The sequence below is a fragment of the Thermoanaerobaculia bacterium genome (genome assembly GCA_035260525.1).
Lineage (GTDB): Bacteria > Acidobacteriota > Thermoanaerobaculia > UBA5066 > DATFVB01 > DATFVB01.
Genome location: DATFVB010000131.1, coordinates 1 through 13,392 on the forward strand (window position 1 = coordinate 1; position 13,392 = coordinate 13,392).

Below are 13,392 nucleotides of genomic sequence, written 5' to 3' on the forward strand. Positions count from 1 at the left end.
TCGTCGGCGTAAATCTCCATCGTGGCCGCGACGTCTCGCGCGGCGTCCGCGCGGGCGAGCGCGTCGTCCCCCCGGCGGATCGCCTCGGCGACGGCGGGGTCGACAGGCTCCGCCGCGGCGAAGAGGGGCATGCCGGCGGCGACAACGCAGAGTGCGGCAAGGATCGAGCGCATCGGTTTCCTCCGAATCGACCGCGACGCTACCCCAATCGCCGCGGTGTCGCAACGAACCCGTGCCGGAGTCGCGCCGTAGCTCGCTGAGGAGGCTACGCCGAAGCGAGCGAAGGCGGACCCGTCGCGCCGTAGCTCGCTGAGGCGGCTACGCCGAAGCGAGCGAAGGCGGATGGCACGCGAGTTGCTCCCTTCGTCTCAGGAGGAACCGCATGAAATTCGCCGGTCTGTACCTGCTCGGCTACGTCATCCTGATCGCGGGGATCATCGCCGCGTTCTGGAAGACGGGAGTGATTCAGCGCATCGGCGCCGGGTGGACCGCGATCGGGGTGGTCATCGCGATCGGCCTCGGCATCATGATCGCGGTCGCCAACAGCGGCCGGAAAGAGAACATCTCGATCGAGAAGTGATCCGCGCGAAGGGGCGTTCCGTGAAGGACCGCGCCGCGGGGGAGTGAAAACCGTTCCCGCCGCGCCGCCGTGAGCCGGGGCGAACGGACGACCCGCTTGAACCATTTGGCCGCTCCGGGAACGGGGTCGACCTCGTGGTCGCGCCGCAGCGCCGACAGCAGCCATTCGTTGCGCGGGTCCCCGCGCTCGACGAGATAGACGGGGACGCCGTGGTCGAGCTCGCGGTCGAGGAACGCGATCAGGCGCTCCGCCTCGAACGGAAGGGACGCGATCTCGGGGGCGGAAACCGAGTGCGCCGCCCATCCGGGGTGCGAGTTCTGCGACTTTGGGAAGGAGATGAACCGCAGGCGCGGGTCGCCGTCGGCGTAGTAGTCGAACGGGGGACGGCCCAGCCCGAGCGTCACGATGTCGACGTGGGCTCCCGGCGGCACGACCGCCTGCAGCCGGCGGACGATCACCTCCTCCCAGCGGCGCCCGCGCGGGCCGGGTCCCGGGCGCCACTGCGGAACGACCGTCCAGAGACCGACGGCGAGCAGCGCGGGGATCGGAAGGTATCCGCGGCGCCACCTCGAGACCGCCGCGGCGACGAGAACGGCCAGACCGATCTCGGCGACGACCTCGCTCCGGCCGACGAGGGCGACCGGGCGATCGACGGCCGCGAGCGCCACTTCGAGGGCGAGGAACCCCGGCCAGAGGGCGAGCGCCGCCCACACGAGGAAGCGGCGATCCGCCGGGCGCCCGCGGCGCTCGCGGCTCCGGCGGCGGAAGGCCGCGCCGAGCGCGATCCCGAGCACGATGGCGGCACCGGCGATCTCGCGAGGCCCGACGTCGGGCAGGATCCTTCCTTTCATGGGGGGATAGGGCTTGCGCCACCCGGGAAGGGAGACGCGGGAAGAAGCGGCGAGCGGGGCCCAGACGGGAACGCGCCCCCAGATCTTCCGGATGTAGTCGGCCGCGCCGCGGTCGAGGTGCAGCGCGCCCGCGAGCCATACCGCCGAGATCGCGGCGACGGCCGCGAACAGGAGCGCCGACCGCAACCGCTCCTTCCGGGTCGGGGCCGAGACGATCGCGGCGCAGGCGATCCCGCCCGCGGCGACGCCGCCGTAGAAATGCGTCGAGGCGCACGCGACTCCCGCCGCGAGCAGGGCGAGGAGCGATCCGCGGGATCCGACGCGGCGGTCGCGGACGACCGTCCAGAGGAGGAGCGCCACGAAGAAGGCGAGCATGCCGTACGGTTTCGCCTCGCTTCCCTGGTCGATCTGGACGGTCGAGAACGCGACCAGCACCGCCGCCGCGGCGGCCGCGGCGCCGCCGAACGCCTCCCGAACGGCGGCCGCCGTCAACGCGACCGCCGCCGTCCCGGCGACGACCGAGAGCGACTTCAGGCCGGACGCACCGTCGCCGAAGCACGCGCACCAGAGCTTGAGCAGCGCGTAGTAGAGCGGCGGATGCGCCTCGTGCCGAATCGCCGGAAGCAGCGTACGCCACGAGTGCCGGACCAGGTTCCCCGCCAGGAACTCGTCGAACCAGAGGATCTTGACGTAGGCGGCCGAAACCCGGATCAGCAGGCCGGCGAGGACGGCCGCGACGATCGCGACGTCCCACGCGGCGTCTCGCTCGCCGCCCGCCGCCGCGCGGCGGGGGCCGCCGTCAGCCGCGGGCGCGCTTGCGGTTCGATCCACCGAGAATCTTTCTCAGATATTGCCCGGTGAACGATTCCCGCACGTCGGCGAGGTCCTCGGGGGTCCCCTCCGCGAGGAGCCGCCCCCCTCCCTCCCCTCCCTCGGGGCCGAGGTCGATGATCCAGTCCGCCGTCTTGATCACGTCGAGGTTGTGCTCGATCACGATGACCGTGTTCCCCTTGTCCGTGAGGGAGTGGAGCACCGAGAGGAGCTTGTGGATGTCGTCGAAGTGCAGCCCGGTCGTCGGCTCGTCGAGGAGATAGAGCGTCCGGCCCGTCGACCGCTTGGCGAGCTCCCGGGCGAGCTTGATCCGCTGCGCCTCGCCTCCGGAGAGGGTCGTCGCCGGCTGGCCGAGCGTGATGTAGCCGAGGCCCACGTCGGTCAGGGTCCCGCAGATGTTCGCCACCGGCGGCACGTTGCGGAAGAGCTCGTACGCCTGCTCGACCGTGAGGGCGAGGATGTCGGCGATCGACTTTCCCTTGTAGGCGACCTGGAGGGTCTCCCGGTTGTAGCGCTTCCCTCCGCAGACGTCGCACGTGACGTAGATGTCGGGAAGGAAGTGCATCTCGATCTTGATCTGGCCGTCGCCCGCGCACGCCTCGCAGCGTCCTCCCTTGACGTTGAACGAGAACCGTCCGGGCGCATAGCCGCGCGCCCGCGCCTCGGGGGTCTTCGACATCAGGTCGCGGATCGCGTTGAACACGTTCGTGTACGTCGCCGGATTGCTCCGGGGCGTTCGCCCGATCGGGCTCTGGTCGATGTCGATGACCTTGTCGATCTCGGCGATGCCGTCGATCCGGTCGTGGCGCCCCGGCTTCTCCGACGAGGCGTACAGCGCGCGCGCGAGCGCCGGGTAGAGGATGTCGTTGACGAGAGTCGACTTCCCGGAGCCGGAGACGCCCGTGACGCACGTGAACACGCCGAGCGGGAACCTCACGTCGATGCCCTTCAGATTGTGCTCGCGCGCCCGGCGAATCGCGAGCGCCTTCCCCTTGCCCGGCCGCCGCAGCATCGGAACGGGGATCTGGAGCTCCCCGGAAAGGTACTTCCCCGTGAGAGATCGCGGGAACTTCGGGATGTCCTCCGGGGCGCCCGACGCGACGATCTCGCCGCCGTGGATCCCGGCGCCCGGGCCGAGATCGAGCACGTGGTCGGCCGCCCGGATCGTCTCCTCGTCGTGCTCGACGACGAGCACGGTGTTGCCGAGGTCGCGCATCGAGAGGAGCGTGTCGATGAGGCGCCGGTTGTCGCGCTGATGGAGCCCGATCGACGGTTCGTCGAGGACGTAGAGGACGCCGGTCAGCTTCGACCCGATCTGGGTCGCCAGATGGATGCGCTGGGATTCCCCTCCCGAAAGCGTCGCCGCGGTCCGCGAGAGGTTGAGATACCCGAGGCCGACGTTGTTCATGAACCCGAGCCGGTCGCGGATCTCCTTCAGGATCTTCCCCGCGATCTCGAGCTCGCGGGGCGAAAGCGCCAGCCCCTCGAACCAGCCGATCGCGTCGCCGATGGTGAGGTCGCCGATCTCGTCGATCGAGCGCGCCTCGATCCGGACGGCCAGCGCCTCGGGCTTGAGTCGCCGCCCGCGGCATTCGGGGCACTCGTTGACCGACATGTATCGCTCGAGCTCGGCGCGGTGGTCGGGGTTCTCCGTCTCGCGGTAGCGCCGCTCGATCATCGGGATCAGCCCCTCGTAGGCGGAACGCCAGTTGTAGGCCCCCTTCTCGGCGACCCACGAGAAGTTGATCTCGTCGCCCCCCGAGCCGTAGAGGATCACCTCTCGCGCCTTCTTCGGCAGGGCCTCGAATTTCTGGTCGAGCGAGAACTTGTAGTGGCGGGCCAGCTGCTTCATCTGACGGTTGCGCCAGTTCGTCGAGCCGGGCTTCAACAACGCGATCGCGCCCGCGTTGATCGACCGGGCCGGCTCGGCGACGAGCCGCTCCGGGTCCGCCTTCAGGATCGTGCCGAGGCCCGAGCACTTCGGGCACGCGCCGTAAGGGGAATTGAACGAGAAGAGCCGGGGCGTGATCTCCGACAGCGACGTCCCGCAATCGGGGCAGGCGTAGTTGGCCGAGAGCACGTCCTCCGAACCGTCGGCCTTGAGCAGGACGACGACGCCGCCCGAGACGCGGAGCGCCGTCTCGATCGAGTCGGCCAGGCGCCTGGCGTACTCGGCGTCGGCCGCCCCCTTCGCGACCAGCCGGTCGACGACGACCTCGATCGTGTGCTTCTTCTGCTTGTCGAGCTCCGGCGGGGCCTCGAGGTCGACGACCCGCCCGTCCACGCGCGCGCGCAGGAAGCCTTCGCGGACCATCTGCGCCATCTGTTTCTTGTATTCGCCCTTCTTGCCGACGACGTGAGGGGAGAGGATCGAAAAGCGCGTCCCTTCCGGGAGCCGGAGCGCCCGGTCGATCATCTCCTGCGCGGTCTGCGCGGCGATCGGCCGGCCGCACTTCGGGCAGTGGGGCTTCCCGATCGAGGCGTAGAGGAGCCGGAGATAGTCGTAGATCTCGGTGACCGTCCCGACCGTGGAGCGGGGATTCTTCGACGTCGCGCGCTGGTCGATCGAGATCGCCGGCGAGAGGCCCTCGATCGAGTCGACGTCCGGCTTCTCCATCTGCTCGAGGAATTGCCGGGCGTAGGCGGACAGCGACTCGACGTACCGCCGCTGCCCTTCCGCGAAGATCGTGTCGAAGGCGAGGGAGGACTTCCCCGAGCCCGAGACGCCCGTCAGGACGACGAGGCGGTCCCGGGGGACGTCGACCGAGAGGTTCTTGAGGTTGTGCTGTCGTGCGCCGCGGATCCGAAGAGCGTCCATCCGACCCATCTTATCGGGAGAGGACGCCCGCGTCGAAGAGAGGGGAAAGGCCCTCCGGCGCCGGCCCGGGGGAGGCCGGGGGACCGGCCCGGCGCGAGAGCCCGGAGGAACGAATAGATATTTATCCTGTCATTTATGAATTCTGTGGTATTTTCTGCTTTACATTACGGCATTCAACGTCTATTCTTCGTCGGCCATGCACGTCCTCGATGCCCTGGACCGCACGATACTCCGCCTCCTCCAGGACGACGGGGCGATCACCAACGCCGAGCTCGCCGCGCGGATCGGCCTGACGCCGACGCCGACGCTCGAGCGCGTCCGGAAGCTCGAGCGCGAGGGGTTCATCCGCAAGTACGTCGCCCTCGCCGACCAGGCGAAGCTCGGAAAGCCGGTCACGGCGTTCGTCTCCGTCATCATGAAATCTCACGGTCAGCAGACCTCCGATGCCTTCCGCAAGGCGGTCGCCCGCCTGCCCGAGGTCCTCGAGTGCCATCACATCGCCGGGGAGGAGGACTTCCTCCTGAAGGTCGTCGCCGGCTCGCCCACCGACTACGAGCGCTTCGTGCTCGAGCGGCTCACGAAAATCGCCGGCATCGAGAAGGTCAAGACGACGTTCGTCCTCTCCTCCCCCAAGCTCGAGACGAAGATTCCCGTCGACGCGGCCGAGGAGAAGTAGCCGATGCTCCCGCTCTGGAACTTCGGCCTGCTGGCCTTCACTTCCCTCTTCACCGTCATCAACCCGATTTCGGCCGCGCCGATCTTCGTCGGGATGACGGGCGACAAGTCCGCCGCGGAGCGAAGGAAAGCCGCGCTCAAGTCGAGCCTGGCCGCCGGCGCTACCCTCCTGCTCTTCGAGGCCGCGGGGGGTCTCATCTTCTCCTTCTTCGGAATCACGGTTCCCGCCTTCCAGATCGCGGGAGGCGTCCTCTTCACGATGATCTCGATCCGGACGCTCAACAACGGCCGCGAGGAGGTCGAGGCGGAAGCGGCCGGAGCCGATCCGTCGATCGTCCCGCTCGCGATTCCGACGATCGCGGGTCCCGGCGCGATCTCGACCGTCATGGCGCTCGTCGGCCAGGCGCCGAACTATCGGCACCGGATCGCCCTCGCCGGCGCGATCGGCGCCGCGATCGCGATCACGTGGCTCGTGCTCCTGGCGGCGCCGTGGATCGTCGAGAGGATCGGGCGAACGGGCCAGCGGATCGTGGCGAAGATCATGGGGCTGATCACGTGCGTCATCGGTGTTCAATTCGTGATCAACGGGATCACGCCGGTGCTCGCCGGCATCATCAAAAGCGCCCGATAGCCGAAGAGCCGAGAGCAAGATTTTGAAAGTTTTCAGGGCCAGATCCGGCTCGGCGGCCGCGCGGCCGCTTTCCTTCTCGCCTGAGAGTAAATAGACTGACGAAGCGAAGGAGATCATTCATGGCAAAGCGACTGCTTCTGGCGGCGGTGGTGACGCTCGCGGCCGCCGCTTCCTCACGAGCGGCGTACAACTCGTGGACCTCGCACGGTCCGGAAGGGGGACAGATCACCGCGATCGCGGTCGATCCGGCGCACCCGGGGACCGTCTACGCCGGAACGGCTTTCGCCGGCGTCTTCAAGAGCGAAGACGGCGGCAGGGACTGGACGATCGTCAGCACGGGGCTTACCGACCTCCACGTCCACGCGCTCGCGATCGATCCCAAGAACGGCGCCACGCTCTACGCCGGCACCCTCGAGGGCGTCTACAGGACGACCAACGGCGGGACGAACTGGACGCAGATCAACTCCGGCCTCAAGAAGAACGCGGTCGTGTTCTCGATCGCGATCGATCCGTCGGATCCCCGCACGGTCTACGTCGGCACCAACGGCGACGACGTCTGGAAGACGACCGACGGGGGAGCGAAATGGCTCCCCGCGAGCACGGGACAGAGCTACGGCGTCGTCACCGCCATGGCGATCGACCCCGTCACTCCTCAGATCCTCTACGCCGCGACGTTTTCCGGCGCGTACAAGACGACCGACGGCGGCAAATCGTGGAAGGCGATCAACCGGGGCCTGACGGCGCAGGACATGTTCGCGATCGCCGTCGACCCCCACGCCCCCTCGACGGTCTACGCCGGCACGGGGCTCGGCGGCGCGTTCCGGACGACCGACGCGGGCGAGCACTGGGAGCCGATCAACTCCGGCCTCCCGAGCGCTCTCGTGCAGGCGCTCGCCGTCGACCCGTCCCTGGCGCAGACGATCTACGCCGCCAACGGCACGAACGGGATCCTGAAGAGCGTCGACGGGGGCCTGCACTGGAAGCCGATCAACTTCGGCCTTTCGCGACGCCTCGTCCAGACGCTCCTCCCCGACCCGGCGACGCCGGGAACGCTCTACGCGGGAACCGGGAGCGACGGCGTCTTCAAGACGAGCAACGGCGGACGGCGCTGGGAGGCGACGAATTCCGGCCTCACCGGGGCGAGCATCGGCTCGCTCGCGATCGACCCGCGCGACTCGACCACGCTCTACGCGGGGACGCTGGGCGGCGGCATCCACAAGAGCACCGATGCGGGCGCCCGCTGGACCCCGATCAACGCCGGAATTCCCAACAACAGCTACGTCTTCGCGCTCGTCGTCGATCCCGCCGACCCGGCCGTGCTCTACGCGGGGACGGCGAGCGACGGGATCTTCAAGACGACCAACGGCGGGAAGGACTGGTCGATCACGAACCGGCAGAACGAGAGCCGGAACGTGCACTGCATCGTGATCGATCCGCAGAATCCCGCCGTCCTGCGCGCCGGCACGACCCTCGGCGGGGTCTACAAGAGCACCGACGGGGGGCGGACCTGGACGGTCCTGAATTCCGGCCTCACGAACACGGACGTCCTCACGCTGTCGCTCGATCCCCGCGACGACCAGACGCTCTACGCCGGCACCAACGAAGGAGGCGTCTTCAAGACGGTCGATGGCGGCCTCCACTGGAAGGGCGTCAACGTCGGCCTCCCGCGGGGCGCCGTCATTTTCGCGCTCGCCATCGACCCGAAGAAGCCCGACGTCCTCTACGCCGGGACGCAGGAGGGCGTCTTCCGTTCGAAGAGCGGCGGATCGAGCTGGGCGGCGGTCAACATCGGCCTGACCGACACGAACGTGTTCGGTCTCGCGATCGACCCCGTCAACCCCGACACGCTGTATGCGGGGACGCAGCACGGCGTCTTTCGAACCTCGAGCGGCGGCAGCTCCTGGGCGGAGTTCGACCACGGTATGGGACCGAGCGTTGTCCGGACGCTCGCGATCGAGAAAGAAGGGCGCTTCCTGCTCGCCGGGACGGAGCAGGGCGTTTTCGACTTCCAGTTCGTCGCGCAGGCGAGGCCGCAGGCCGCTGCCGACGGCGCGGCCGCCGTCGGCGGGGGCGGAACGAACTAGCCCCCGGAAGAGAGTCGCGAGCCGCCCGTCGTTCGGCTCCCAGACGGCCCCGGGCGGGTTCACCGCCGGATCCTCGTTCTTCGAAGCCCGACGAGAAGCTCGGCCCCGGCGGCCCGACTCGCGACGGACCTCCTACGGACTGCCCGGCGGCTCCCCCGGCGCGATCGACGCCTCCGGCATCGGCGCGTGGACCGTGCAGTACCGGACGGGTGCCGTCCCCGAGAGGAACACCTCGGTCATCGTCTGCGGGCAGAATGGCGTGACGAGCATCCCCGTCTCGGGGTCGATCTCCGCCGTGACGATGTCGGCGGGCGCCGGGAAGGTCTCCGACAGCAGGTTCGAGGGCACCCCTTTGATGAAGTCGGCGAAGATCGGGACGGCGGCCTGCGATCCGGACAGGTTGAGCCCCCGGTTGTCGTCGAAACCCACCCACACCGCGGCGAGGATCTTGGGTGAGAAACCGATGAACCACGCGTCGCGGCCGTCGTTGGTCGTTCCGGTCTTCCCCGCGAGCACCCCCCGGACGCCGCGCGACCGCACGCCGCCGCCCGTGCCGCGGTTGACGACTCCCTGCATCAGCGAGTCGACGAGGAACACGGCGTCCGGAGGCAGCACGCGCTTGAGCGGCGTCTCGCGACGCTCGAGGATCTTCCCGCTCGCGTCGGTGACCCCGGCGATCGCGTTCGGCTCGACGCGCACCCCCTCGTCGGCGAGCGCGCAGTAGGCGGAGGCGATCTCCATCGGCGAGATCTCGAACGCTCCGAGCGCGAGCGACGGGTAACCCCGGAGCCGCGAGGAAATCCCGGCCGCCCGCGCCGCGGCGACGACCGTGTCGAGCCCCGTCCGCACCGCGACGCGCACCGTCGGCACGTTGACCGACATCTCGAGCGCCCGGCGCGCGGAGATCGGTCCCCGGTACTGGTTATCGTCGTTGTGCGGCGTCCAGCGCTCGTTCTCCTCCCCTTTCCCCCAAACGAGCGTGATCGGCGCGTCGAGGAGGATGCTCGCCGGCGTGATCGGCTCCGGGAGGTCGCGCCGGGAGAACGCGGCGAGATACACGAACGGCTTGAAGAGCGATCCCGGCTGCCGGTGAGCCTGCGTCACCCGGTTGAACTGCGAGAGCGCATAGTCGCGGCCGCCGACGAGCGCCTTGACCGCGCCGGTGCCGGGATCGATGACGATGAGCGCCCCCTGGAGCGGCCCGTGCGCCGACGCGATCCGCAGCCGCCGGTACGTCTTTTCGAGGTTCGCGAGCCCGTCGGTGACCGACTTCTGCGCGCGCTGCTGCAGGTCGACGTCGAGCGTGGTGAAGATCTGGAGGCCTTCGGTGCCGAGCTTCTCTCCGTATTTCTCCTGAAGCTGGTTCTCGACGAAGTTGACGAAGTGCGGCGCCTGCACGCGGGCGGGCGGCCGCGTCGACGGCGTCAGCGGTTCGGCGGCCGCGCGGTCGAACTGGTCCCTGTCGATCCGGCCGGCGTCGAGCATCATCCGCAGGAGCGCGTCGCGGCGTGCGCGGCACCGCTCCGGATAACGGAAGGGATTGAAGCGTCCGGGCGACGCGATCATCCCGGCGAGCGCCGCCGATTCGGCGACGTCGAGATCGGAGACGTTCTTGCCGAAGTAGTACCGGGACGCCTCTCCGACGCCGGTGATCGAGATCGCGCCGCGCTGGCCGAGATAGATCTCGTTCAGGTACGCCTGGAGGATCTCCTCCTTCGAGTAGGAGGCGTCGAGGATGACCGCCATCATCGCCTCGACGACCTTCCGCTTGATCGTCCGCCGCGGCGAGAGATACAGGTTCTTGACGAGCTGCTGCGTCAGCGTCGAGCCTCCCTGCGATGCCGAGCCGTGGCGCACGTCGTTGACGAGCGCGGCGGCGATGCGTCGGAGCGAAACCCCGCCGTGGCGGTAGAAGTCGCGGTCCTCCCGCGTGAGGATGGCGTCGATCAGCGGCTTCGAAACGTCGGAAAGACGCACGAGCGTGCGGTCCTCGAGCTTCTTGTCGAAGACCGAGCCGAGGAGCTCCGGCTCGACGACGACGGACGAGACCTGGTCGCCGTCGAGCGTCGTGATCGAGCGGATCTTCCCCGCCGCGAAGTCGATCCGCACGGGGAAGCCTTCGAACCTCCGCCCGATGTCGGAAAACGAATGGAGCCAGACCTCGACCGCGTTCTTCGCGGCGTGGTACTGCCCGGCGTGCTCCGGCGCTCCGTCGACCGGGGCGTAATAGAGCCGGCCGAGCTTCTCGACGAGCGCGTCGGGCGTAAGCTCGAGACCGGGCGCGAGCGTCTCGACGTCGGAATAGATGCGCGACGGCAGGTTCCAGCGCCGTCCGTTGAAGCGGGAGGTGACCACGCTGGTCAGGTACGCGATCGAAAGCGCGCCCGCCGCGAACGCGATCGACGCGCCGAGCACGATCGCGGTTCGATACCTCCGGAAGAAGCCCATGCGCGGAAGATAACAATATCGCGCCGCCGGTATTGCCGGACCGGGGCGCCCGCTCGCCGCGCGGGGCCCTCCCAGCGGTTACACTCTCGCCCGGATGCCGAACCGACACGCTCGCCGGACGCATGCGGAGCCGCGAACCGGCCGCACCGCCGACGCGATCGCCGCCTTTCTCCTCGCGGCCGCGGTCCTGGCCTCCTGGACCGCCGTGGACCCGAAATCGATCGACTCCTACGATCCGCCGAAGGCGATGCTGGCGGCGACCGGAATTGCGCTCGCCGCCGCCGCGGCGCTCGCCTCGCGCGTTCTCCGGCGCGGACTCGAACCTCCCGGGATCTCCCTTCCGGCCGCCCTCCTGCTCGCCGGAGCGGCCGGGGCCGCCGTGTCGGCGCTCGCGAGCCCGCGGCGCGCCGCTTCGCTCGATGCCCTGCGCCTGGCCGCCGTCTTCCTCCTCGCGCTGCCGCTCGGCGCGTCCGAAGCGTACCGGCGCCATCGCGGGAGGATCGTCGCCGTGTTCGGCGCGGCCGCCGCGTTGAACGGGCTCCTCGTCGTCCTCGCGGCCGCACGCATCTGGTCCCCGCTCGTGGTCTACGGCTACTCGGCGCGCTCCGGGCTCGGGGCGCTCGTCGGCAACGCGGGTTACGCCGGAATCGCCCTCGCGCTCGCGGCCGTCACACTCCTTCCGATCGCGGTCCGGGCCGGCCGCGGGAGGGCCTTCGCCATCGCGGCGATCGTGCTCTGCGGGGCCGGCCTTCTCTCGACGCAGAGCCTGTCGGCGGTCGCCGTCGCCGCCGCCGGAACGGCGGTCTACGCGTTTTTCGCCGGCAGCCGGCGCATTCGGATCGGGGTCGCCGCGGCGGCGGCCGTGATCCTTCTCGCCGCCGTCCTCTACCGGCCGATGCGGGTGCGGGTGGCGCGGTTCGTTCGGGCGGCGCGGCAGGGGGAATGGAACGCGGCGTTCACCGCCCGCGCGGCTCCCTGGCTCGCCGCGGCCGAGATGATCCGCGCGCATCCGGCGGGCGGGATCGGCATCGGCAATTTCGGAGCGGAATACGTCCCGGCGAGGATCGCCGCCGAGGCGCGGATCCGGCGCCGGCTCGTCCTGCCCGGAATGCCGACCAATTCCTTCGCGCAGGCGCACAACGATTATCTCGACCTCTTCGCGGCCACGGGGATTCCCGCGGGTCTCTGCGTCGTCGCCGCTTTCGCGGCGCTCCTCGGCCGTCTCGTCCGGCGCGCCCGGGGCGACCCGTCGGCGGCGGGCGCCGCCGCGCTCCTCACCGGAGCGGCCGTGGCCGCGTTCGCGTGGTTTCCGTTCCAGATCGTTCCGACGGCGCTCTGGATCCTGCTCGAATCGGGCCGCGCCGACCGCGCGGTCCGGGAGCGCGCGTGAGGGGCGGACGGCGCGGGGCCGCCGCGCTCGCGGCGATCGCATTCGCGGGAGCGGGAATCGCCGCGGTCGCGCCCGAATGGAAAAAGGGCGCGGCTCTCCGGCGCCTTCGGGAAGGCGAGGCGCTCGTGCTCGCCGCATCCCGCCAGAACGATGCCGTCGCGCGCGCCGCGATCCTTCGCGACGCGGAGGAAGTCCTCGAGGAGGCCGCGGCGGAACTGCCCCACGACCCGCGGCCGCCGTACCTGCTCGGCTCCGCTTCCCGCCTCCGGGGGGACGCGGCCGGAGCCCTGGAGCGCTACCGCCGCTCCCTCGCCATCGAAGAGCGTCCCGAGACGGATCTCAACCTCAGCCGCGCGCACATGGCGGCCGGGCATCCCCGTGCGGCCGAGAAGGACGCGGTGCGCGCCGTCTGGCTGGCGCCGAACCTCCTCCCCGAGCTCCCCGAGGAGGCGCGAATCCCCGTCCGCAACCGCATCTGGCAGCTCACTTCGGACTTGAAGCGCGGCAAAGGGTACCCTCCCCCGCTGTCGAAGGAACCGAAAACGGCCCTTCGGTAACCGGCGTTTTCCAGGGAAGGCAATCCGGGAAGCCCAGCGGGACGGCGCGAGCCGCCGCTCCGAATCGATGCATCGCATCCGCCTTGACCAAGGCTACGCCGGATCTCGTGAGCAATCCTCCGAAGCTCGTCAGAGCGACGGAGGATCGCCGCGCCGATCCCCTTCGAGCCGAGACGAAATGGCAAGTCGGTTCACCACAAGCCGAAAGCGCGGTGAGGCGCGAGCCCGACGGGATGCGGGCGTCCGACCCGCGGCCGCGGCGTACCGAGAGCGTACGTGAGTGCCCCGGAACGGGAATAACGGCAGCGGCGCGCCTGCGGCTTGCGGATGAGCTCAATATCGCGCACCGGGAGCAGATGCCGTTGTGCATCGGGCCCGGGGCGCGCCGCAGAGATCGTTCGCAATGTGCGGGCGCCCTTCGGGTTCGGGCGGCGCAGGGCCATCGGCGGCGTTGCCGCGGCTAGACGATCGCAACCGCATCGCCTTCGCCGCGTCGCCTTGCCGCTGACCCTGCGGCGCTCCGAACG

8 protein-coding genes are annotated in these 13,392 nt (G+C 69.7%); 5 read left to right on the forward strand and 3 right to left on the reverse strand.

Going from position 1 to position 13,392, the window contains the following annotated elements; all coding sequences use genetic code 11:
• Positions 1-465 precede the first annotated feature (465 nt).
• Positions 466-2,262 (reverse strand): glycosyltransferase family 39 protein, encoded by a 1,797-nt coding sequence (locus VKH46_06190; GenBank protein ID HKB70416.1) that lies wholly within the window; start codon positions 2,260-2,262, stop codon positions 466-468.
• On the reverse strand, positions 2,231-5,080 hold the full coding sequence (gene uvrA / locus VKH46_06195; GenBank protein HKB70417.1) for an excinuclease ABC subunit UvrA: 2,850 nt from the start codon (positions 5,078-5,080) through the stop codon (positions 2,231-2,233). The genes VKH46_06190 and uvrA overlap by 32 nt, the downstream gene beginning before the upstream one ends.
• 196 nt (positions 5,081-5,276) lie before the next feature.
• Here uvrA and VKH46_06200 point away from each other — a divergent pair, with 196 nt between their 5' ends.
• The 3 genes from VKH46_06200 (at position 5,277) to VKH46_06210 (ending at position 8,470) form a co-directional block, all read left to right on the forward strand.
• A complete protein-coding gene (locus VKH46_06200; protein HKB70418.1) occupies positions 5,277-5,756 on the forward strand; it encodes an Lrp/AsnC family transcriptional regulator in 480 nt (159 codons plus the stop codon).
• Between the two features lie 3 nt (positions 5,757-5,759).
• On the forward strand, positions 5,760-6,386 hold the full coding sequence (locus VKH46_06205; protein HKB70419.1) for a MarC family protein: 627 nt from the start codon (positions 5,760-5,762) through the stop codon (positions 6,384-6,386).
• 119 nt (positions 6,387-6,505) lie between these two features.
• Positions 6,506-8,470, forward strand: a complete 1,965-nt coding sequence (locus VKH46_06210; protein ID HKB70420.1) for a YCF48-related protein — start codon at positions 6,506-6,508, stop codon at positions 8,468-8,470.
• Between the two features lie 132 nt (positions 8,471-8,602).
• Here VKH46_06210 and VKH46_06215 read toward each other — a convergent pair whose 3' ends face one another.
• Complete coding sequence (locus VKH46_06215; protein ID HKB70421.1) at positions 8,603-10,918, reverse strand: PBP1A family penicillin-binding protein; 2,316 nt, start codon at positions 10,916-10,918, stop codon at positions 8,603-8,605.
• A 94-nt stretch (positions 10,919-11,012) separates the two neighbouring features.
• Here VKH46_06215 and VKH46_06220 point away from each other — a divergent pair, with 94 nt between their 5' ends.
• Positions 11,013-12,308 (forward strand): O-antigen ligase family protein, encoded by a 1,296-nt coding sequence (locus VKH46_06220; protein ID HKB70422.1) that lies wholly within the window; start codon positions 11,013-11,015, stop codon positions 12,306-12,308.
• Complete coding sequence (locus VKH46_06225) at positions 12,305-12,865, forward strand: hypothetical protein (protein ID HKB70423.1); 561 nt, start codon at positions 12,305-12,307, stop codon at positions 12,863-12,865. The genes VKH46_06220 and VKH46_06225 overlap by 4 nt, the downstream gene beginning before the upstream one ends.
• The last annotated feature ends 527 nt before the right edge of the window (positions 12,866-13,392 follow it).

Excerpts from the sequence above, each read along its gene's own strand:
- uvrA (HKB70417.1), bottom strand. The coding sequence starts at position 5,080 with ATGGACGCTCTTCGGATCCGCGGCGCACGACAGCACAACCTCAAGAAC.
- VKH46_06200 (HKB70418.1), top strand. The coding sequence starts at position 5,277 with ATGCACGTCCTCGATGCCCTGGACCGCACGATACTCCGCCTCCTCCAG.
- VKH46_06205 (HKB70419.1), top strand. The coding sequence starts at position 5,760 with ATGCTCCCGCTCTGGAACTTCGGCCTGCTGGCCTTCACTTCCCTCTTC.
- VKH46_06210 (HKB70420.1), top strand. The coding sequence starts at position 6,506 with ATGGCAAAGCGACTGCTTCTGGCGGCGGTGGTGACGCTCGCGGCCGCC.
- VKH46_06215 (HKB70421.1), bottom strand. The coding sequence starts at position 10,918 with ATGGGCTTCTTCCGGAGGTATCGAACCGCGATCGTGCTCGGCGCGTCG.
- VKH46_06220 (HKB70422.1), top strand. The coding sequence starts at position 11,013 with ATGCCGAACCGACACGCTCGCCGGACGCATGCGGAGCCGCGAACCGGC.